The sequence below is a fragment of the Streptomyces sp. NPDC056361 genome (genome assembly GCF_042262805.1).
GTDB lineage: Bacteria > Actinomycetota > Actinomycetes > Streptomycetales > Streptomycetaceae > Streptomyces.
The window spans coordinates 36,343-56,697 of the sequence record NZ_JBHJQI010000048.1; the positions used below are offsets into that span (position 1 = coordinate 36,343).

Here is a 20,355-nt window from a genome sequence, read left to right on the forward strand (position 1 = left end):
CTGCTTCTTCCTGCGATACAGATGGGGTGGAACAAAAAGTCAGCCGAAGACGTACTTGACTGCTTCCTGGAAGCCATAGTCAATCACGGTGACGAGGCCGATCATGATGACGACGAAGACAATCACCACGGTGGTGTACGTCGTCAGCTGGCTGCGCGTGGGCCAGACGACCTTGCGGAGCTCGGCGATGATCTGGCGGTAGAAGAGCGCGAGACGGCCCAGGGGGCCCTTCTTTCCGCGCTTGCCGCCCTTGCGGGACTTCTTCTTCGAGTCCGCGGCGTCGTCGTCGGCATCAGGCATGTCGATGGAGCCTACGGCGTCCGTCACGATCTCTCACCTGATTCCGGGTCGGCCGTGCCGCGCCCGGGTGGAGCCGCACGGCGGTGCAATGAAGTACGTACATGCGCACAACACCTGGCGGTGTGTGTAGCAGGGCCGGAGGGACTTGAACCCCCAACCGCCGGTTTTGGAGACCGGTGCTCTACCAATTGAGCTACGACCCTTTGCTGGTGTCCTCAACGTACCGCATCGTGAGATGTGGTCGGTGCGGGCCAACGAGGAGTGAGCATACGTGGTCAGAGGGCCCCGCGTCGAACAGAAACCGGGCCGACCTGCCGTAGGGCGGGCGTACGACCGGTAATGACCGGTCCTGTCCGGTCCGTGAAACCTGTGTGTCGGGCCTCCATACGGTCTGGGACGATGGGCCGCATGAGCGCTGCTACCCCTCCCACCGAGCGTCGGGTCTCCGCCCGGATCGGTGCGATCTCCGAGTCCGCCACCCTCGCCGTCGACGCCAAGGCCAAGGCCCTCAAGGCCGCCGGGCGCCCGGTGATCGGCTTCGGCGCCGGCGAGCCCGACTTCCCGACCCCGGACTACATCGTCGAGGCGGCCGTCGAGGCCTGCAGGAACCCGAAGTACCACCGCTACACGCCGGCCGGCGGCCTGCCCGAGCTGAAGGCCGCCATCGCCGCGAAGACGCTGCGCGACTCCGGCTACGAGGTCGACGCCTCCCAGGTCCTGGTGACCAACGGCGGCAAGCAGGCGATCTACGAGGCGTTCGCCGCGATCCTCGACCCGGGTGACGAGGTCATCGTCCCGGCGCCGTACTGGACCACGTACCCCGAGTCGATCCGCCTCGCGGGCGGCGTCCCGGTGGAGGTCGTGGCCGACGAGACCACCAACTACCGGGTCTCGGTGGAGCAGCTGGAGGCCGCGCGCACGGAGAAGACCAAGGTCGTCCTCTTCGTGTCGCCGTCCAACCCGACCGGCGCGGTGTACAGCGAGGCCGACGTCGAGGCGGTCGGCCGCTGGGCCGTCGAGCACGGCCTGTGGGTCCTGACGGACGAGATCTACGAGCACCTGGTCTACGGCGACGCGAAGTTCGTCTCGCTGCCGGCGATCGTGCCCGAGCTGCGCGACAAGTGCATCGTCGTCAACGGCGTGGCGAAGACGTACGCGATGACGGGCTGGCGCGTCGGGTGGATCGTGGGCCCGAAGGACGTCGTGAAGGCCGCGACGAACCTGCAGTCGCACGCCACGTCCAACGTGAGCAACGTGGCGCAGGTCGCCGCGCTCGCCGCCGTCTCGGGCAACCTGGACGCCGTCGCGGAGATGCGCGCCGCGTTCGACCGCCGCCGCCAGACGATCGTGCGGATGCTGAACGAGATCGAGGGCGTCTACTGCCCGACGCCGGAGGGCGCGTTCTACGCGTACCCGTCGGTGAAGGGGCTGCTCGGCAAGGAGATCCGCGGCAAGCGCCCGGCGTCCTCGGTCGAGCTCGCGGCCCTGATCCTGGACGAGGCCGAGGTCGCCGTCGTCCCGGGCGAGGCCTTCGGCACCCCCGGCTACCTGCGCCTGTCGTACGCGCTGGGCGACGAGGACCTGGTGGAGGGCGTCAGCCGGATCCAGAAGCTCCTCGCCGAGGCGCGCGACTGATACGCACTTCGGTCCTCGCATCCGAGGACCGGTCGGGCCCCTGGTTCTCCGGAACCGGGGGCCCGTTTTTACGTTCTAGCAAGGTCCCGATCGGGGAAAGGGGGTGTGTTGGTCCGTTCGGGTGCGGCAGGATCGGTCGATGGAGCACGATTCCCGCGATCTCACCCTGCTGCCCAAGGCCCATCTGCACCTGCACTTCACCGGTTCGATGCGGCCCACGACACTCATCGAGCTGGCCGACAAGTACGGCGTGCACCTTCCCGAGGCGCTGAGCGGTGGTACGCCTCCGAAGCTGCGGGCGACCGACGAGCGCGGCTGGTTCCGCTTCCAGCGCCTGTACGACATCGCGCGGTCCTGCCTGCGTGCGCCGGAGGACATCCAGCGGCTCGTCCGCGAGGCGGCCCAGGAGGACGTGCGGGACGGCTCCGGGTGGCTGGAGATCCAGGTCGACCCGACCTCGTACGCCCCGCACCTGGGCGGGCTCATCCCGGCGATGGAGATCATCCTCGACGCGGTCGACGCGGCCTCGCGGGAGACGGGGCTCGGGATGCGGGTGCTGGTCGCCGCGAACCGGATGAAGCACCCGCTGGAGGCGCGGACGCTCGCGCGGCTCGCGGTGCGGTTCGCGGACCGGGGCGTGGTGGGCTTCGGGCTCTCCAACGACGAACGGCGGGGCTTGGCCCGGGACTTCGACCGGGCCTTCGCCATCGCCCGTGAGGGGGGTCTGCTTGCGGCCCCGCACGGCGGCGAGTTGACGGGCCCGGCGTCGGTGCGGGACTGCCTGGACGATCTGCGGGCGGCCCGGGTCGGCCACGGGGTGCGGTCGGCGGAGGATCCTCGGCTGCTGCGGAAGCTCGCCGAGCGCGGGGTGACGTGCGAGGTCTGCCCGGCGTCGAACGTGGCCCTCGGCGTGTACGAGAAGCACGAGGACGTGCCGCTGCGGACCCTCTTCGAGGCGGGGGTGCCGATGGCGCTGGGCGCCGACGACCCGCTGCTGTTCGGCTCGCGGCTCGCGGCGCAGTACGAGATCGCCCGCCGGCACCACGGGTTCACGGACGCGGAGCTGGCGGAGCTGGCCCGTCAGTCGGTGCGGGGCTCGGCGGCTCCGGAGGACGTGCAAGCGAAGCTGCTGGCGGGGATCGACGACTGGATCAGCGGCTGAGGCCCTGGACCAGGGTGCGGGCGACCGTGCGGGCGAAGTCGTCGAGGGTGTCGGGCGGCCTGCGGTCCTGGCTCATCTCCCACACGAACGAGCGTTGGACGCAGGCCCCGAGGAGCAGGGAGGCGGCGGCCACCGGGTCGGCGTCGGGGTGGATGCGGCCGTGCCGCTGCTCGGCGCGGAGGTAGGCGGCGAGCCCTTCGACGGGCTTGTGGGGTCCGCTGCCGTAGCTGCGCATGGCCTCCTCGTGGCGGCGCTTGAGCTGCGGTTCCGCGTACAGGGACGCGACGACCGGGAAGGTCTCCTCGTAGAAGAGGGCGGCCTGCCGGGCGATCTCGGTGAGGTTCTCCTCGACGGTGCGGCCGCCGGGGTCGGCGGCGAGGGTGCCGAGGAGCCCGCCGAGCTGGGGCAGGCGCTCGTTCAGGACGGTCAGGAAGAGCTCTTCCTTGCTCGCGAAGTACTTGTAGAGCGCGGCCTCGGAGCAGCCGGCGGCCTTGGCGATCTCCTTGGTCGTGGTGCGGGCGAGGCCCGCCGTCCGCATGAGGTCGCGGGCGGCGTCGACGATCCGCACGCGGGTCGGCTTCTGTTCCATGCATCCTCCATCGACGCTTGACGCGTGAGTGAGTATCCACCCACCCTGTGGGTGAGTGAACACTTACCCACCACGGGAGATGCGACATGAAGCTCACAGTCTTCGGTGCGACCGGCGGCATCGGCCGGGAGATCGTCCGCCAGGCGCTGGCCTCCGGCCACGAGGTGACGGCGGTCGTACGGGACCCGGCACGGCTGACGGTGACCGGTGAGCGGCTCGTCGTCCGGCAGACCGACCTGTCCGATCCCGACGCCCTCTGCGAGGCGGTCACGGGCCGGGACGCGGTCCTCTCCGGCCTCGGCGCCCGGAGCAGGGCCGACGCGGGCGTGGCCGCCCGGCTCACCCGCTCGGTGCTCACCGCGATGGAGGTGGAGGGCGTCCGCCGCCTCCTGGTGGTCAGCGCCGCCCCGCTCGGCCCGGTCCCGGACGGCCAGGCCCTCCTGGACAAGGCCGTCCTCGCGATCATCAACTCGGTCCTCAAGGACGTCTACGCCGATCTGCGGGTCATGGAGTCCGACCTCGCCGCCAGCTCCGCCGACTGGACCTCCGTGCGCCCGCCCAAGCTGACGGACAAGCGGCTCACCGGCCGCTACCGCACGGTCGTCGGCGGCACCCCGCCCCGCGGCCGCTCCCTCGCCCGCGCGGACGTGGCCCACGCGATGCTGGCGATGATCGACGACCGCGCGACGGTACGGCAGGGCGTCGGCGTCGCGTACTAGGACCCGCTCCGACGCGCGGGCCGCGGACGGACACTCCCGGGAGCCCCGGGAGCCCCTAGAGCCCCTAGAGCCCCTAGAGGGAGACGCCGACCGTCACCGGCTCGTTGACGAGGGTGATCCCGAAGGCCTCGTGGACCCCGGCGACGACCTCGCGGGCGAGCGCGAGCAGGTCCTCGGTGGTCGCCTCGCCCCGGTTGGTGAGGGCGAGCGTGTGCTTGGTGGAGATCCGGGCGGGCCCGGAGCCGTATCCCTTGGTGAAGCCGGCCCGGTCGATCAGCCAGGCGGCGGAGGTCTTCACGGCGCCGTCCTCGCCCGCGGGGAACGCCGGCGGCAGGACGTCGGGGCCGAGGCGCCCGGCCACGCGCGCGAGGAAGCCCTCGTACTCCCCCGCCGTGAGGATCGGGTTGGTGAAGAAGGAACCCGCGGACCAGGTGTCGTGGTCCTCCGGGTCCAGGACCATGCCCTTGCCCGCCCGGAGCTTCAGGACGGTCTCGCGGGCCGTCGCGAGCGGCACCCGGTCCCCCGCCTCCACCCCGAGGGCGCGGGCGGTCTCGGCGTACTTGATCGGCGCCGACATCCCGTCGGCGTCCTCGAGCGCGAAGCGGACCCGCAGCACCACGTACCGGTCGGGCCGGTCCTTGAAGAGGCTGTGCCGGTACGAGAAGGCGCACTCGGCGTTGGCGAGAGTGACGGTCTCCCCCGCGCGCCGGTCGTAGGCGACGACCTCGGTCACGGTCGCCGAGACGTCCTGCCCGTACGCGCCGACGTTCTGGATCGGGGTCGCGCCGGCCGAGCCGGGGATGCCGGCCAGGCACTCGATCCCGGCGAGTCCGGCCTCCACGGTCCGCGCCACGGCGTCCGTCCAGACCTCGCCCGCGGCGAGCTCCAGGCGCGTGCCCTCCAGGGCGAAGCCGGTGGTGGCGATCCGCAGGGCCGTGCCGTCGAAGCCCTTGTCCCCGATGACCAGGTTGGAGCCGCCGCCGATGATCAGCAGCGGAGTCCCCGCGGCGTCGGCCTCACGGACCGCCGCGACCACCTCGTCGTCCGTGGTGGCGGTGACGAGCCGGGTGGCGGGGCCGCCGAGCCGGAAGGTGGTCAGGGGCGCGAGGGGGGCGTCGTGGAGTGGCTGCACGGGCTCAAGAGTACGGGCCCGCCGCTTCCGCGACGGGCCCGTGACGCTCGTACCGTCAGGCGAGGCGGACCACGGCCCGCGACATCCCCAGCACCTTCTGTCCGGCGCTCATGGCGGTGATGTCCACCCGCACCTGCTGGTCGTCCAGCTTCGCGGCGACCTTGGCGGAGACCTCGATCAGCGCGCCGGTGCCGTCGTTGGGGACGACGACCGGCTTGGTGAAGCGGACGCCGTACTCGACGACGGCGGCCGGGTCGCCGGCCCAGTCGGTGACGACGCGGATCGCCTCGGCCATGGTGAACATGCCGTGGGCGATGACGTCCGGCAGGCCGACCTCGACCGCGAACTTCTCGTTCCAGTGGATGGGGTTGAAGTCCCCGGAGGCTCCGGCGTACTGCACGAGCGTGGCGCGCGTCACGGGGAAGCTCTGCGCGGGCAGCTCGGTGCCGACCTCGACGTCGTCGTAGGCGATCTTCGCGGTCATGGTCAGGCCCCCTCGGGTGCGCGGGAGACGAGCTTGGTCCAGGCGGTCACGACGTGCTCGCCGGAGGCGTCGTGGACCTCGCCGCGGATGTCGAGGATGTCGTTGCCCGCGAGGGACTTGATCGCCTCGATGGTGGAGGTGACCGAGAGTCGGTCCCCGGCGCGTACGGGCCGGGTGTAGGCGAACTTCTGGTCGCCGTGGACGACGCGGCTGTAGTCGAGGCCCAGCTGCGGGTCCTCGATCACCTGGCCGGCGGCCTTGAAAGTGATGGCGAACACAAAGGTCGGCGGGGCGATCACATCGGGGTGACCGAGTTCCTTGGCCGCCTCCTGGTCGGTGTACGCGGCATTCGCGTCACCGATCGCCTCGGAGAATTCGCGGATCTTCTCCCGGCCGACCTCGTAGGGCGCGGTGGGCGGATAGGTCCGGCCCACGAAGGACTGGTCGAGCGCCATGGACTCGATACCTCCTGCTGGATCTGTTGCGATAAACGACACGAGGCCGCCCCCTAGTGGGGACGGCCTCGTGTACGAGCCTGATTAACGCGTCTCGCGGTGCGCAGTGTGCGAGTTGCAGCGAGGGCAGTGCTTCTTCATCTCAAGACGGTCCGGGTTGTTACGCCGGTTCTTCTTGGTGATGTAGTTCCGCTCCTTGCACTCCACGCAGGCCAGCGTGATCTTCGGGCGGACGTCGGTGGCAGCCACGTGAGTGCTCCTTGACGGACGGATGGACGGATGAACGCATAGAAGAGTAGCCGATCGAAGGACCGACCCCACAATCGGCTACTGTCTGTAGCGGTGACCGGACTTGAACCGGTGACACAGCGATTATGAGCCGCTTGCTCTACCGACTGAGCTACACCGCTTTGATGATCCGGATCCCGCCCGAAGACGGGATCCCTCTCACCAGAGCCCCAATACGGAATCGAACCGTAGACCTTCTCCTTACCATGGAGACGCTCTACCGACTGAGCTATTGGGGCGAGCGAGGAAGACATTACACGGTCTCCGGCCCATCACCCAAATCCGTTTCCCCGCGGCCTCGCGACGGCCCTCACCAGGCGTCACGTAGGCCACTCGTGGACTCGTCGGTACGACTTTTGCGCACCTCCTCGAAGGCGGGTCCGGGCCCCCCTAGGCTCGGCCCCACGCTGCGTGATCTTGATCTTGAGGAGCCTTGAGGAGCCCGATGTCAGCCGACAGCAAGCAGCCCCAGCCGCCCGAGGACGGGGCCGCCACCACCGCCGACTCGACCTCGCTCCTGCTCTCCCGCGCCCGCCTCACCGACGGGCGGACCGTGGACGTCCGGCTCGCCGGGGGCCGCATCGAGGCCGTCGGGACGGCCGGCAGCCTGGCCGCCGTCGGCGCCCGGGTCGACCTCGCCGGATACCTGCTGCTGCCCGCCGCCGCCGAACCCCACGCGCACGCCGACACCGCCCTCTCCGCCGACACCCCCGGCCCCGTCTCGTACGCCCCCGACGAGGTGCAGCGCCGGGCCACCGAGGCCGCGCTGCTCCAGCTCGGGCACGGCGCGACCGCGCTCCGCGCCCACGTGCGGATCGGCGACGTCCAGGGGCTCGGCCCGCTGGAAGCCGTGCTCCAGGCCCGGCGCTCGCTGCGCGGCCTCGCCGACCTCACGGCCGTCGCCGTCCCCCGGCTGCTCACCGGGGTGGCCGGCGCGGACGGTCTGGCGATGCTGCGGGACGCCGTGAAGATGGGCGCCGGCGTGGTCGGCGGCTGCCCGGACCTCGACCCCGACCCGGCGGGATACGTGGAGGCGGTCCTGGAGGTCGCCGCCGAGCACGGCGTCCCGGTGGACCTCCACACCGACGCCGACGACCCGGCCCGCCTCGCGCGGCTCGCGACCATGGCCGGCGGACTGCGGCCCGGGGTGACGATCGGCCCGTGCGCCGGGCTCGGCCGGCTCCCCGGTGACGTAGCGCGACGGGCGGCCGACCAGCTGGCGGCGGCCGGCGCGACGGTGGTGTGCCTGCCGCAGGGCGGCTGCGGCGGTACGGAGCTGCGCGGCACCGCGCCGGTCCGGCTGCTGCGGGCGGCCGGCGTGCGGGTCGCCGCGGGCAGCGGGGCGATGCGCGACGTGTCCAACCCGGTGGGGCGCGGGGACCCCCTGGAGGCGGCCTACCTCCTCGCCTCGCTCGGCGGGCTGCCGCCCCAGGAGGCGTACGCGGCGGTGAGCGCGGAGGCGCGGGCGGCGATGGGGCTGCCGGAGGTGCGGGTGGAGGCCGGCTTCCCCGCGGAGCTGCTCGCGGTGCGCGGCGAGCGCCTGTCGGGCGTGCTGTCCCTCGCGTACAGCCGGATCGTGGTGCACCGGGGGCGGGTGGTGGCGCGGACCAGCGCGGTGCGGGAGTACTGCGACTCGGCGGCGGCCCTGGACCTGCCCCGCCAGGCGCGCCCGGAGCGTCCTCCCGAGCCGGGGAGCCCTCCGGCCGGTCCCGTCGTACGGTCGTGAGTATGCGCATCGTCATCGCTGGAGGACACGGACAGATCGCCCTGCGCCTGGAGAGGCTGCTCGCGGCGCACGGACACGAGGTCGCGGGGATCATCCGCAAACCGGAGCAGGGCGCTGACCTGCGGGAGGCGGGCGCCGAGCCCGTCGTCCTCGACCTGGAGTCGGCGTCGGTCGAAATGGTCGCCGCCGTCCTGCAGGGCGCCGACGCGGCCGTCTTCGCGGCCGGCGCGGGACCGGGCAGCGACGCGGCCCGCAAGGAGACGGTGGACCGCGCGGCCGCGGTGCTCTTCGCCGACGCGGCGGAACGGGCCGGCGTCCGGCGCCACCTCGTCGTCTCCTCGATGGGCGCCGACGCGACCCACCCGGGCGACCAGGTCTTCGACGCCTACCTGCGCGCCAAGGGCGCCGCCGACGACGACATCCGCTCCCGTACGGCCCTGGACTGGACGATCCTGCGCCCCGGCTCCCTCACCGACGACGCCGGCACCGGCCTGGTCCGCCTGGAGGCCCGCACCGGTCGCGGCCCCGTCCCCCGCGACGACGTCGCCGCCGCCCTCGCCGAACTCCTCGACACCCCCGCGACCGCCGGCCTCACCCTCGAACTCGTCTCGGGCTCCACCCCGCTCTCCGTCGCCGTCAAGGACGTCGCGGGCAACTGACCCCCGCCCCTCCCCGGAAACGAGTGAAGGTCCCCAGTGCAAGCACTGGGGACCTTCTTCACGTGGCGACGCCAGGATTCGAACCTGGGTAGGCTAAGCCGACGGATTTACAGTCCGCTGGATGCCAGTGCCCCATACACGGCCTGAACTGCCTGAATGGCCATCGGTGGCAGTCCCCCCTCGTGCGACCGTCCACGAGTCGTCCACGCGACCCACGCTCAGCCAGTTGTCGACCTCTGCCCTCTGGCTACAGCAGGCGCTCATCGCGTGCCAGGACGCCGTCTGCCCCAGCAGCATCGCTACGCCCCGTTGTAGCCCGCCCACGTGATGCACTTAGATGTTCATCCAGCGGGGGAAATGGTCGTCGCCCGCCATGGGGACTTGAGGGGGATTTTTGAACTCGGAAGAAAATCGGCAAAGCTCGGCGAACGAAAAGACTCGGATCTCGAACGTCCGCATGGAATCATTCCGAGGAATCCCCGGGGAACTCAACGTTTCCTTTCTTCATTCAAACGGAAAGCCAAGCTCGGCCATCATCTTCGGCGACAACGGCTCGGGGAAATCGAGCATTGTAGACGCAGTAGAGTGGGCTTGCCAGCAAGCAGTGGGGCGCAGCAAGGCGCTACAGGGAAGCTCCGTACCTTCTCTCGTAAACCTCGCTTCTCATGGAAGAAGTTGCTCAGTCGAGGTGACTCTTTCCAACGGACGGAAAGTTTCACGAAGAGCCACGTTCACCGAGCAAGGTGTCGAGCTCATCGCTGACCCAGTACCCGAGGCATTCCGCCGCGTCCCCATGAGCCTAAAGCGCGCGGACATCCTTCGCTTTATCGACACTCCAGCAGTTAAGCGCGGATCCATCTTCGTCGACCACACATTGGGAGACGCATCTTCGGCACCTCTTCCTTCATTGTCAGAGGACCAGCGGTCCGTCATAGAGGAGCGCCACGAAACGAAGCAGAAGATGCGAGAGGCCGCAGCGGAATTGGCTACTCTTATCGGCGTAGACCCTCCCCCAAGGGACGCCAATGACATCGCCGCGATGATCGCGAACGACGTCTACAAGAGGCTGCCCACGAACGAGCGATTCAAAGTCACGCTCCCTCGCGCCACCGAAGAGAAGCTCGCACAAGTTCTCAAGCATAAGAAGCGCGTACAGGAACTAAATCAGCTCGCAAAAAGACTCAGCCTGCCGACGACGGACGCTACAGAGCGACTCCTTGCCATGCAATCGCTTCTGACCGGAGTGGGTGAGTGGCTGACTGACGCCTTCCTCGAGGTCACAGGAGCATCACACGTCAAGCGAGTTCTACCCGAATTCGGGAACCTAAGTGCAGTTTCCCTTGATATTCGCGTAGCGCTGGAAGGGCGGACTTCCACAACAAGCCCCCAGAAGGTGTTCAGCGAAGGGTTCCAGGACCTGATCGCCCTGCTCTACTTCTTGGCTGTAGCCAAAGCAGCAGGTGAGCAGGGGCAGGCTCGAGTGCTGATCCTGGATGATGTTTTCCAAAGCGTTGACGCAAGTATCAGGGTCGCGCTGATGGAACTAACGGTCCGAGAATTCAAGGATTGGCAGCTTATCGTCACGGTACACGATCGACTCTGGCGAAATCAGCTTCGAGACATTTTTCAACGCGCAGGGCACCCCAGCGTCGACGTTGAGATTAAGAAGTGGGACTACATTTGGGGTCCCTCTGTAATCTCGGGAGGAGTCGACCCCGCATCGTCACTTGAGTCCTTGATGAACGGGTCTGACCCCTTTGCGGTTTGCGGAGTTGCCGGGCGCCTACTTGAGCAGATTTGCGACCGCCTGAGCTGGACTGTTCCGATCAGCGTGAAGAGAAAGCGTGAGGACGCTTACACTCTCGCCGACATGTGGCCTGGCATTAAGAAGGAGCTGAAAAACACCACTTGCGCGGAAGTCATCACGCAAGTCGACCGCTGGAGCCATCTCCGTAACGCCATTGGAGCCCACTACAACGAGTGGGCGGAAGGCGTCACGTGGCTGGAAGCCGAGGCATTTGGAAAGTCTGTCTTGGATTTCTACCAGCAAGTCCATTGCGCATCGTGCGGACAATGGGTGGAGCGCACAGGGACGAAGCAGTACTCCTGCCGCTGTGGCACAGCTACTGTGACTTCTGGAACTTGAGTCATACTAGTCAAATGCGGGAAAGGAGGGACCATGGTAGATGCCAGCCCACGCGGAACATACCTCTTGATCGCGGAAGCGATCCGCCACGAGATCACACTGGAGAAACTGACCGATACGCTGCCCTCCGAGGCCGCACTAATGCGAGCACATAACGTGTCACGCAACACTATTCGTCGCGCGCTTAAGAGCCTGGAGGGGAAGGGCATCGTCGAGTCTTCACCCGGCATCGGTTGGCGGGTTGCTGACGGAAGTGACCGACGTACTCTCGTCGACCGATTGACAGAGTTGATCTCGGAGGAGGACTTGGAAATCGGCGATACGTACCCGTCTGAGGCTCAGCTCTGCGAGCGATTCAGTTCGTCCCGCACGGCAGTGAGACGCGCCCTCGCACAGATGGAGGGAATCGGCTTGCTCAGCACCGTGCACGGCAAGGGCCGGTACGTACGCGCCCTCCCGGCCTCGCCCGGGCAGCCGTAGCCTTGGCGCTCATGGGGCTTACTGAGTGGGCGTACTCGCTCTCCGAATCGCTGCTGTCCGAGCCGTTGCCGCGCCGCTGGGCGCACTCCCTCGGGGTCGCCAAGCGGGCCCGGTCTCTGAGCCCAATCCTGGGGCGCGACGCCGAGCTGCTGGAGGCCGCCGCCGTCCTGCATGACATCGGCTACTCCCCCTCCATCGCCACCACAGGGTTCCACCCGCTCGACGGGGCCCGGTTCCTCAGGGACCAGGAGGGCGCCGACGAGCGGGTCGTCCGGCTCGTGGCGCATCACTCCTGCGCGCTCCTGGAGGCAGAGGAGCGAGGTCTCCGACACGAGCTGGAGACGGAGTTCGAGCTGGAGCGACCCGAGCTGGTGGACGCGCTCATCGTGTCCGACATGACAACAACGCCGACCGGTGAGCACACGACGACGGCGGCCCGCCTGGACGAGATCGTGCAGCGGTACGGCCCGGACACCATCGTGGGCCGGTTCATCCAGCGGGCGGCACCGGAGATCCACGCCGCCAACGAGCGCGTGGAGGGCCGCATGGCCGCTGCCACGGCCGGCGCTCAGCCGATGTAGGGCTCGCGCCGTGACTCGTCCAGGCCGTGCTGAATCCTCAGCCGCATGGACGGGTGAATGTCCAAGTCATCGAGGTCCGCCGGAGCCATCCAGCGGACCTCTTTCGATTCACTGCTCGTGCGGAGGGACCCGCCGACCGGGTGGGCCCGGAAGCAGATCGAGAACTGCTGCCGTACCTCGCCGTCGTCGTACGCGAGCACGTGCTCAGGGTCGGTGTAGAGCCCGACGATCCCGTCCACCACGACCCTGATCCCGGTCTCCTCCTCCACCTCGCGCACAACGGTGTCGGCGATCCGCTCGCCGATGTCGTGGCCGCCGCCGGGAAGCGCCCACAAGTCGTTGTCGGTCTTGTGGATGACCAGGACCCTCCCGGCGTCGTCACGGACGACGGCCGTGACTGAGGGCACCACCGAGTTGGCCTTCGGGGCCGCAGGGTCACGGAAGTAGTCGATCCGGCTCATGCGCTGGAACCTCCCAGGTCAGTGGGTGAGGAGATCGGTCGCGCGGTCTCCCAGACCCGTTCGACGCTCTCAGCGTAGGCGTCGAACAGCTCGCCCCCGGGGATGCGCTGGATGTGCAGGACCGGGGCCATGTACGCACCCACGCCGTACAGGTGCCCGTTGGCAAGCATCTCGTCGTCGGCCCGGTAGATCGAGTTGTAGAGCGTCGTGGAGTGGAGCCTGAACTCCACACCGGGGAGCCCGAACAACGGCGCATAGTTGACCAGCGCGTTGCGAATCTTGCTCGCCATGGCAGCACCGATCCCTTCGTCCGCCCCACGCGTGGCCACGGCGGCAGAGTCGGGGTCGCCGAGCATGAACCGGACCGGGACGCCGGCAGTCGACTTCTCCTTGACCACCTGGTGGAAGGCGGCGTCCTCGGTGAGCCAGAACCCCGAGTAGACCAGCACGTCGAAGTGCCGAGTGGCCCCGGCGTAGAGCTGCGGCCAGAGCCGGTTCGGCACGACGGAACGATGAGGGTACAGCTTCACCAGCTCCGCGTTTCCCGCCTCTGTGACCTCGGCAGACGTCCGCTCCTCCGGCCACAGGTAGGACATCTCGCATTGCAGGAGCGAGGCTGCGGCGTACTTGAACCGGCGGTACGGCTGACGCTTGGACTCATTGATCCAGCGCTCCACCGTCTTCGCCGACACCCCGAGTCTCTCAGCGACTTGTTCGAGCGTCAGACCGCTCTCGATGATCGCGCCGCGCAACCGCTCATTGGCCATGCCGTGCTCTCCCCCCGACGGGACGACTTGGTACGACTTTCACCGTAGCGAGTCGTCTCGGAGCCGTACATCTCCGAAGTCCAGCGTCTGCCCTGATCAGGCCACGCTAGGCACATCGAGCAGGACGCAATCGCGACCCACTGAAGAACCAAGGGACTTGACGATGCGAATCCTTCTCCGCATGATGAGGAACAGGTAGTACATGTACCTCATTGAGCTTCGGCTCGGTGATCGGTGCTGCCGCGCAATGCCCGGAGGAGTCCGGTGAAACGGCTCCGAAGGAAGCGACTGCCACGGTTGAGAACTGAACAGAGGACGCACCGCAGCCTTCACTAGGGAAGAGCGGCCGTCAGAACGTCAGGCATCTGCGATAAGCCGTAGGCCCTGCCGCACGAGCAGTAAGCACCTTGCTTCAAGTCGACCTTCGGGCCGACCAAGAAGTCGTCCACGTGCGGTGAGACAGGGGCAAAGATCGCGGGCCCGCCAGGGCCACCTTGCACCTTCACCTCCGCAGCCTGAGCTGCGGCCGGTTGCCTCCTCCGCCCGTCCGGTCCCCCGCGGGGTGCCGTACGGGCGGGGTCGAGGGGAGCCGGAGAACCACCCCGAGCTTCAACGGCGAGAACCCCCGGTGCTGGAACACCGGGGGTTCATACAGGCCGTTTCCACCCCCTGCTGTGAAGGGAGCACGACCCATGAAGTCCATCATCACACTCCCCGCCACCAGCGCGGCCCTGGCGTTCGACGGCGAGCCGTCGGACGCGGAGCTGGACGCGATCGAGGCCGAGATGCCGCTGATCCTGGCGGACGTCGAGCTGCTCGACGCGGAGATCAAGCTGCTGGACCGTCCGGCCAGGAAGCTGGACGAGCGGCGCATCCGCCGGGCCCGCCACCGGGCCGTGGTGGCCCGCCGGGACCTGACCAACCGCGCCGCCTCGGTGCTGTCGGGTGGTGCCGCGTGAGGGCCGGGACGCTGGCGGACCTGTCCGCTCCGCTGCTGGCGCTGCGGCTGCTCGGCGCGGAGTTCGGGCACCTGCCGGCGCCGACCGTGGAGGTCTCGCCGATCTACCCGGAGCGGCTGGAGCTGACGTTCCACGACGACTTCGCCGCCTTCGAGGCCTGGCGCGAGGCCCTGGACATCGCCCCCGAGAGCGTCGTTCACCGCGTTCAGGTCGGCGGTCAGACCGGCGTCTTGCGCGTTCACGCGACGTTCGCGGGGGCGGAGCTGGAGCTGATCGGCTACGCGAAGGTCCCGGCCGCGCTGCCGGTGCCGGCGGGTTCGGGGGCACGGCCGTGAACGGTGTTCAAGTCCGTTCAGCGGAGCGTTCATTGTCGGTGGGGACCTGGCTGATCGTGGCCGGGGCAATGCTGTACTCGATCCTCACCGTCACCCCGCTGATGGCCGCCCACACGCCGGCCGCGTGGCGGTGGACGGCCCCGATCCTGCCGCTCGTGGTGGACGCGGCGGTCGTGATCGTGGTCCGTCTCGACTCCGTCCTGGCCCGTCTGGGCGGGGACGGCGGACGGTGGCCGATCGTGCTGCGGTGGATGACCGGCTGCATGACCCTGGCCCTGAACGTCGGGGACTCCGCGCTGAGGAAAGACCTGGTCGGGGTCGCGGTGCACGCGGTGGCACCCACACTGCTGATCATCACGGCCGAAACCGGTCTCGCCTACCGCCGGGGCATCACCAACGCACTCGCGGAGATCCAGGCGCGTGAACAGGCCGCCCGGACGGCCCGTGAGAAGGCCGCCGCCGCGCAGGCCGAAGCGGCCGAGCAGCGAGAGCGGGACAAGCGGGAGTTCGAGGCCCGCATGGTCCGTGAACAGCACGAGCACGAGGCCGCCCTGCTGCGTGAACAGGCCGACCGGGAAGCCCAGGCGCGGCGGGAGGAGGCCGAGCGGGCCGAGGCCGCGGCCGCGGCGGAGCGGGCCGCCGATGAACGCCGTGAACAAGCCCGTGAACAGCAGCGCCTGGCCGGTGAACGCCTTGAACGCGAGGCCGCCGCACGCGCCGAACAGGACCGTCTGGCGCGTGAGGCGAACCTGCTGCGTGAACAGCGCGAGCAGGCCGCACGGGCCGAGCGTGAACACGCCGAGCTCCTCGCCGCCGGCCCCGCCCAGGAGCAGCAGAGCAAGGACCAGGCGCTGCGCACGGTGGCCGCCGCCTTCGCGGCCGGACTGTCGGTGCGCGCGGCGGCGGAGCTGTGCGGCTGGTCCACGGGCTGGGTCACCGGCCGCTACCAGGAACTCCGCGACCACGCCCCCGCCCCGGCTCTGGAAGGAGCATCCCAGTGAAGCTCTCCCCGAACTCCAACCCGCCCGAGCCCACCGACCTCCTCATCCGCCTCCACAACCAGACCGACGCCGCCGTCGACGTCACCGGCAACGAGCACGGGCACTCCTCGCGCTGGCACTGCCACGGCTGCGGCGAGCAGTCCGGAGAGCACGGCCTCGCGTTCGCCCGCGACGACGCGAACGCCCACGCCACCACCTGCCGGGCCTCCTACCACCGGCTCGGCTGATGGCCACCATCCCCGTCTACCGGTGGCGGCTGGCCCCGGAGGGGCTGGCGACGTTCCGGCAGCTTCGTGCGCTGGGGCTGCGGCCGGCCGGTCAGCCGGTCGTGGCCCAGCTCGAACGCCCCCGCCGCCGGCGCGAACCACTGGTCGCGTTCCTCTACCGGATCGACCTGGCCCGCCCGGTCCGGCCGATGACACCGGCCCGGTGGGCCGCGCTGGCCAAGGCGAACGCGGCCTGCCGGGTCTGCCCGCAGTGCGGGCGGGATGCCGGCTACCGCATCCCCACCTCGCTCGGCATGTGCGTCCCGTGCGCGGACGCCCCTCAACTCGCTGCTTGACCTGGAGGTTTCTGGTGGAGAGCAACACTGCGCAGGGCACGCACATGTACGTGCTGTCCCTGCAGAACAGCCGCATGAGCGCGTGCACGATCTCCGGCACCTACACCCCGCCGGTCGGGGTCACCCGGTACGACATCCTCACCCAGCTCCGGACCGACGCGGTCCGCCAGTACCCGTCGATGGAGGGCGCCATCGTCCTCTACTTCGACCTGCAGACCAACACCCTGACCGGCGAAGGGGTGACGTCGTGACGGACCTCAGCACCGAACCGATCCTCACCACCCCCACCCCCCAACCCCCGGCCGACCCGACACCCGGCCCCGCCCCGGAGGTGCCGGGCCCTGAGGCGAGGGCGGGTGTGGAGCACACGGCGGGTGGCTGGCCGGTGGTCCCGCTGGCGATGACCGGAGCGAACGCCACGGTGACCCTCCTGGCGGGGGCCGCCCTGGTCGGTGGCCCGGTCGCGGCGGCCGTGGCGATGACCGGCGCCGTCGTCCTGGGCACCACCGCCGCCGCCCGCAACCGCAAGACCACCGCCAGGCAGGCCGCCCGCCAGGCCAAGGCGGCCAGGGCCGCCGCATCGCCCGGGAAGTCGGCCGGCGCGCCGCGCGGTGCATCCGGCCGGGTCCCGGCCCAGCCCAAGCGCGGGTCCGCCACCGGGGGAAAGTCCGGTACGCGGGCCGGAGCGGGGTCTCCAGTCTCGGGCCGGAGGACGTCCTCTCGCCCCCAGCCCGGTTCCCTCCGTACGGCCGGCACGGCGGCCCCCGGCGGCCGATCCACGAGGCTGGCGAAGGGTGCCGGGTCGCGGGCGGCAGGTCACGGCTCCTCATCGGCCGGTTCGTCCGGCACGGGGAAGCCGCGGGGCCGGGTCGGCCAGGTCAAGGCGCTGCGTGAGCAGGCGCGTTCGGCCCAGCCGTCGAAGGCCGGGCGGCGGACGGCGACCACCGGGGCCCGCCGCCAGGTCGCCGACGCCCGCCGCGCCGCGAAAACCACCGCCCGCACCACGACCGCCGCGAAGAAGGGCCCGGTCGGTCGGACGGTCGGCAAGGCCGCCGGCCGCATCGGGGCCGCCCGTGGCACGGCCACAGGGCGGATGCGGAAGGCCCGGGACACCCAGGCGGCGGGGAAGGTCGCCGAGCGGCGCTCCGAGGTCCGCAAAGCCCCCGCCCGGGCCAAGGCCCGTAAGGCGCTGTGGCGGTCGGCCGCCCGCTTCCAGGGCCGCCGCCTGCTCGCCGCCCTCCTCGCCGGGGCCCTCGGCCTGGTCGGCCTGATCACGACCCCGCTCGGCCGGAAGCTCGGCTGGGCGTGGCTGCAAAACCCCGGCCGCCGCCTCTACCACCGCCTCCTGAAGAAGGCCCTGGCCGAGCGGGAGGACCGGGACGAGGCCATCCGCGAGCAGCGGGAGACCGACGAGGCCGCCGCCGACGCGGAGGCCGAACAGGACGGCGAGCGGATCGGGGAGACGGCCGAGCGTCCGGCCGGCCCGGTCCCCAGCACCCCCACCACCAGCGAGAGCGGAGAGATCGTGTCGGGTTTCCGGTTCGAGGAGTACGCGGCGGAGATGGAAGCGGCCGCCCACAGCTACGAGCCCGAGAACGCCATGGAGATCCTCGCCATGGTCGAAGGCCTCCCCGCCGCGCTGACCAGCGTGGCGAACGTGATGAAGGTCCTGGCCGAGCGCGCCGACTCCGAGTTCCCGCTGGAGAAGGAGGTCGCGGACGGCTTCAACGACATCTTCGGCGCCCTCATGTCCGCGGTGGCGGTCGCCGAGGACATGGGGCCGCTGTTCCGGCAGGCCCACGAGCAGGACATCGCCCGCCACGAGGACCCGCGCAACGGGCCCGAGGCCGAGAAGGGATGGAACGTCTGACCATGGCATCCAACACCGCCACCAAGACGGGGCCGGTGTGGGACTGGGCGGCCGGTCACGGACCCGTGACCGGCGCCCTGTCCGCCACCACCGGAGCCCTCGCCCTCGCGACCACCGGCGCCGCGACCGGCATGCCCGCCGGATGGGCGCTGGCCGCCGGCGCCGCCGGAGCCATCGGCCACACCGTGACCAGCCTCCGCGAACGCCTCGCCGCCCGCACCATCACCATGCGCGCCGCCTCTTGGCTCCTGGGCGCCGGGTGGACCACCTGGGCCATCACCACCGGGCCCTTCACCTGGGCCGCGATCGGCTCGCTGGCCACCCTCGGCGTCGGGATCGGCGCCGCCGCCCGCTCCACCCTCTTCTACGAGGAGGCCCGCGAGCTGGAGGCCATCGCGGCGGCCGAACGGCAGGTCGCCCGCGAGCTGTCCGCCGGACGCCGGGCGATCGCCGCGGAGTGGGTGGACCGGGTTCAGCGGGTGTGCGGCCTGACCATCCGGGTCCTGGCGGTGGAGATGTGGCCGACCGGCACCGGGTTCACCATCGACGCCGAACTCCCCGCCGGCGGCACCACCTACGACCGGATCGCGCGGGAGTCGGCCCGACTGTCGGCCGATGCCCGGCTCCCGCACGGCTGCACCGCCTCCGCCTCGCAGGGCATCGACCAGGGCCGCGTCCTGATCGACGTCACCACCGTCAACGTGCTGGCCGAGGAGGTCACCTACCCCACCGACTACGCCCCCCTCTCCCTCCTCACCGGGATCCCGTGGGGGCTGCGGACCGACGGACGTCAGGTGCCGGTCTACCTGCGCGAGCAGTGCGCCCTGGTGGTCGGGCCGACCGGGTCGGGCAAGACGAACATGGTCCACACGATCCTCGCCGGGTTCGCCCGGACCACGGACGTGCTGACCTGGGTCATCGACCTCAACGCCGGTTCCGCCGGCCTGCCCTGGGTCCGCCCCGCCCTCACCGGCGACGGCCAGGGGATGCGGCCGGGTGTCGACTGGCTTGCCTCCACCCACGAGGAGGCCGCGCTGATGCTGGACGCGGCGGTGCGGATCGCGAAGCACCGCAAGATGGCCTACCAGGACCTGATGTCGAAGGCGAACACCGACCTGCTGCCCATCAGCGCGCAGATCCCGCAGATCGAGATCGTCATCGACGAGGGCGCCGAGATCCTCGCCAGCACCGACCGGAAGCTGCGGCTTCTCGCGGACAAGATCCTGGAGGTGATCCGGATCGCCCGCGCGATGGGCATCCGCACCGTCCTGACCGCGCTCGGTGCCACCGGCTCGGTGCTGGGGAACCTGATGATCCGCCGCGAAGGGAAGGTCCGGGTCGCGCTGACCGGCGGGGAGACGGAGGGCATGGACCTGGGCAAACAGTTCCCCGGCTCCCGGGGCCTGCGGGTCGATCAGGCCCCCTACAAGGGCTCCGGGTTCATCGGCACCCCCGAATCGTCGGCCGGCCTGTTCAAGTCGTGGCGGATCCTGCCCAACCAGATCCGCGACATCGTCGCCGCCACCTCCGACCGCCACCCCACCCTCGACGCGATCTCCGCCAAGGCGGCCGGACCGGACTACGCCCGCCGCTGGGACACCTCCCGCACCGACTGGATGAACGACCACACCCCCACGGCGGCACCGGCCCGGCCGTCGCAGACCACCGCAGCCGGTGGGCTGAACCTGTCCGCGCTGCGCACCCCGGAGCCCGCGGCCGAGTCGGAGGCGGACCGGCTGGCGCGGGAGTTCCGCGAGCAGATCGACGCCCAGTTCGCCACCACCCCCGAACCCACCGGGGCGGAGCCGCCGGCCGGGCAGCCGCCCACGACGGGCGGGCTGAACCTGTCCGCACTCCGCGACGAGGACAACGCCGCCCGCACCGCCGCGCTCGCCCTGCTCCTGGCCGCCGGGCCGGAGGGCACCGGGGCCTCCGCGATCGCCCGGGCGCTCACCCAGGAGCACGGCACCTCCCGGCAGACGGTCGTCGGCTGGCTCAAGACGTGGACCGATGACGGCACCGCCGTCCGTGTCGGCACCGGTAC

Annotated in this window: 23 protein-coding genes, 4 tRNA genes and 1 pseudogene; 16 read left to right on the forward strand and 12 right to left on the reverse strand. The window is 70.1% G+C overall.

Annotation, left to right across the window (positions count from 1 at the left end; all coding sequences use genetic code 11):
• Positions 1-39: 39 nt before the first annotated feature.
• The gene (secE, locus tag ACFCY7_RS17850; protein WP_376485959.1) at positions 40-327 is read right to left on the reverse strand and encodes a preprotein translocase subunit SecE; all 288 of its coding nucleotides are present in this window, start codon (positions 325-327) and stop codon (positions 40-42) included.
• A gap of 103 nt (positions 328-430) precedes the next feature.
• Positions 431-503 (reverse strand) — tRNA-Trp (locus ACFCY7_RS17855).
• A gap of 205 nt (positions 504-708) precedes the next feature.
• Between ACFCY7_RS17855 and ACFCY7_RS17860 the strand changes: the two genes are divergently transcribed.
• The gene (locus ACFCY7_RS17860) at positions 709-1,935 is read left to right on the forward strand and encodes a pyridoxal phosphate-dependent aminotransferase (protein ID WP_376485961.1); all 1,227 of its coding nucleotides are present in this window, start codon (positions 709-711) and stop codon (positions 1,933-1,935) included.
• 139 nt (positions 1,936-2,074) lie between these two features.
• Positions 2,075-3,097 (forward strand): adenosine deaminase, encoded by a 1,023-nt coding sequence (locus ACFCY7_RS17865; protein ID WP_376485964.1) that lies wholly within the window; start codon positions 2,075-2,077, stop codon positions 3,095-3,097.
• On the opposite strand, the gene ACFCY7_RS17870 is transcribed toward ACFCY7_RS17865, so the two are convergent.
• A complete protein-coding gene (locus ACFCY7_RS17870; protein WP_376485967.1) occupies positions 3,087-3,686 on the reverse strand; it encodes a TetR/AcrR family transcriptional regulator in 600 nt (199 codons plus the stop codon). The genes ACFCY7_RS17865 and ACFCY7_RS17870 overlap by 11 nt on opposite strands.
• Before the next feature lie 86 nt (positions 3,687-3,772).
• On the opposite strand from ACFCY7_RS17870, the gene ACFCY7_RS17875 reads away from it, so the two are divergent.
• On the forward strand, positions 3,773-4,405 hold the full coding sequence (locus ACFCY7_RS17875; protein ID WP_376485969.1) for an NAD(P)-dependent oxidoreductase: 633 nt from the start codon (positions 3,773-3,775) through the stop codon (positions 4,403-4,405).
• A gap of 73 nt (positions 4,406-4,478) precedes the next feature.
• On the opposite strand, the pseudogene ACFCY7_RS17880 reads toward ACFCY7_RS17875, so the two are convergent.
• The 6 genes and pseudogenes from ACFCY7_RS17880 to ACFCY7_RS17905 all read right to left on the reverse strand — a co-directional run.
• Positions 4,479-5,552, reverse strand: a pseudogene (locus ACFCY7_RS17880) (UDP-N-acetylmuramate dehydrogenase); the annotation flags it as partial.
• Positions 5,553-5,592: 40 nt separating this feature from the next.
• A complete protein-coding gene (locus tag ACFCY7_RS17885) occupies positions 5,593-6,021 on the reverse strand; it encodes a MaoC family dehydratase (RefSeq protein ID WP_376485971.1) in 429 nt (142 codons plus the stop codon).
• A gap of 2 nt (positions 6,022-6,023) precedes the next feature.
• Complete coding sequence (locus tag ACFCY7_RS17890; RefSeq protein ID WP_376485974.1) at positions 6,024-6,476, reverse strand: MaoC family dehydratase N-terminal domain-containing protein; 453 nt, start codon at positions 6,474-6,476, stop codon at positions 6,024-6,026.
• Between the two features lie 84 nt (positions 6,477-6,560).
• A complete protein-coding gene (rpmG, locus tag ACFCY7_RS17895; RefSeq protein ID WP_003956487.1) occupies positions 6,561-6,725 on the reverse strand; it encodes a 50S ribosomal protein L33 in 165 nt (54 codons plus the stop codon).
• Between the two features lie 88 nt (positions 6,726-6,813).
• Positions 6,814-6,886, reverse strand: a tRNA-Met gene (locus ACFCY7_RS17900).
• A gap of 44 nt (positions 6,887-6,930) precedes the next feature.
• Positions 6,931-7,003 (reverse strand) — tRNA-Thr (locus ACFCY7_RS17905).
• 206 nt (positions 7,004-7,209) lie between these two features.
• On the opposite strand from ACFCY7_RS17905, the gene ACFCY7_RS17910 reads away from it, so the two are divergent.
• Positions 7,210-8,490 (forward strand): amidohydrolase family protein, encoded by a 1,281-nt coding sequence (locus ACFCY7_RS17910; RefSeq protein WP_376485976.1) that lies wholly within the window; start codon positions 7,210-7,212, stop codon positions 8,488-8,490.
• 2 nt (positions 8,491-8,492) lie between these two features.
• Positions 8,493-9,149 (forward strand): NAD(P)H-binding protein, encoded by a 657-nt coding sequence (locus ACFCY7_RS17915; protein WP_376485977.1) that lies wholly within the window; start codon positions 8,493-8,495, stop codon positions 9,147-9,149.
• Between the two features lie 63 nt (positions 9,150-9,212).
• Here ACFCY7_RS17915 and ACFCY7_RS17920 read toward each other — a convergent pair.
• Positions 9,213-9,293: transfer RNA gene (locus ACFCY7_RS17920), tRNA-OTHER, on the reverse strand.
• A gap of 313 nt (positions 9,294-9,606) precedes the next feature.
• Here ACFCY7_RS17920 and ACFCY7_RS17925 point away from each other — a divergent pair.
• Genes ACFCY7_RS17925 through ACFCY7_RS17935 form a run of 3 tightly spaced genes read left to right on the forward strand, consistent with a single transcriptional unit; the run spans position 9,607 to position 12,356 of the window.
• A complete protein-coding gene (locus ACFCY7_RS17925) occupies positions 9,607-11,295 on the forward strand; it encodes an AAA family ATPase (protein ID WP_376485980.1) in 1,689 nt (562 codons plus the stop codon).
• Positions 11,296-11,328: 33 nt separating this feature from the next.
• Complete coding sequence (locus ACFCY7_RS17930) at positions 11,329-11,775, forward strand: winged helix-turn-helix domain-containing protein (RefSeq protein WP_376485983.1); 447 nt, start codon at positions 11,329-11,331, stop codon at positions 11,773-11,775.
• 11 nt (positions 11,776-11,786) lie between these two features.
• A complete protein-coding gene (locus tag ACFCY7_RS17935) occupies positions 11,787-12,356 on the forward strand; it encodes an HD domain-containing protein (RefSeq protein ID WP_376485986.1) in 570 nt (189 codons plus the stop codon).
• Here the strand turns inward: ACFCY7_RS17935 and ACFCY7_RS17940 are convergent.
• Positions 12,344-12,817 carry an NUDIX domain-containing protein gene (locus ACFCY7_RS17940; RefSeq protein WP_376485988.1) on the reverse strand — a complete coding sequence of 158 codons (474 nt, stop codon included), beginning with the start codon at positions 12,815-12,817 and terminating at the stop codon, positions 12,344-12,346. The two genes, ACFCY7_RS17935 and ACFCY7_RS17940, sit on opposite strands and share 13 nt — an antisense overlap.
• Positions 12,814-13,584: a helix-turn-helix domain-containing protein gene (locus ACFCY7_RS17945; RefSeq protein WP_376485989.1), complete on the reverse strand. Its 771-nt coding sequence runs from the start codon at positions 13,582-13,584 to the stop codon at positions 12,814-12,816. The genes ACFCY7_RS17940 and ACFCY7_RS17945 overlap by 4 nt, the downstream gene beginning before the upstream one ends.
• 692 nt (positions 13,585-14,276) lie before the next feature.
• On the opposite strand from ACFCY7_RS17945, the gene ACFCY7_RS17950 reads away from it, so the two are divergent.
• The 8 genes from ACFCY7_RS17950 to ACFCY7_RS17985 form a co-directional block, all read left to right on the forward strand.
• Positions 14,277-14,543, forward strand: coding sequence for a DUF6284 family protein (locus ACFCY7_RS17950; RefSeq protein ID WP_376485992.1), 267 nt, complete (start codon positions 14,277-14,279; stop codon positions 14,541-14,543).
• A complete protein-coding gene (locus ACFCY7_RS17955; RefSeq protein ID WP_376485995.1) occupies positions 14,540-14,878 on the forward strand; it encodes a hypothetical protein in 339 nt (112 codons plus the stop codon). Before ACFCY7_RS17950 ends, ACFCY7_RS17955 begins: the two co-directional genes overlap by 4 nt.
• Complete coding sequence (locus tag ACFCY7_RS17960) at positions 14,875-15,879, forward strand: DUF2637 domain-containing protein (protein WP_376485997.1); 1,005 nt, start codon at positions 14,875-14,877, stop codon at positions 15,877-15,879. The genes ACFCY7_RS17955 and ACFCY7_RS17960 overlap by 4 nt, the downstream gene beginning before the upstream one ends.
• The gene (locus ACFCY7_RS17965) at positions 15,876-16,106 is read left to right on the forward strand and encodes a hypothetical protein (RefSeq protein ID WP_376485999.1); all 231 of its coding nucleotides are present in this window, start codon (positions 15,876-15,878) and stop codon (positions 16,104-16,106) included. The genes ACFCY7_RS17960 and ACFCY7_RS17965 overlap by 4 nt, the downstream gene beginning before the upstream one ends.
• Positions 16,106-16,441 (forward strand): RRQRL motif-containing zinc-binding protein, encoded by a 336-nt coding sequence (locus ACFCY7_RS17970; RefSeq protein WP_376486001.1) that lies wholly within the window; start codon positions 16,106-16,108, stop codon positions 16,439-16,441. The genes ACFCY7_RS17965 and ACFCY7_RS17970 overlap by 1 nt, the downstream gene beginning before the upstream one ends.
• Positions 16,442-16,455: 14 nt before the next feature.
• Entirely contained in the window at positions 16,456-16,692 is a 237-nt protein-coding gene (locus ACFCY7_RS17975; protein ID WP_376486003.1) for a hypothetical protein, read from the forward strand.
• Positions 16,689-18,311 (forward strand): hypothetical protein, encoded by a 1,623-nt coding sequence (locus ACFCY7_RS17980; RefSeq protein WP_376486005.1) that lies wholly within the window; start codon positions 16,689-16,691, stop codon positions 18,309-18,311. The genes ACFCY7_RS17975 and ACFCY7_RS17980 overlap by 4 nt, the downstream gene beginning before the upstream one ends.
• 2 nt (positions 18,312-18,313) lie before the next feature.
• The coding region (locus tag ACFCY7_RS17985; RefSeq protein WP_376486006.1) for a hypothetical protein at positions 18,314-20,355 on the forward strand (2,042 nt) is incomplete at its 3' end.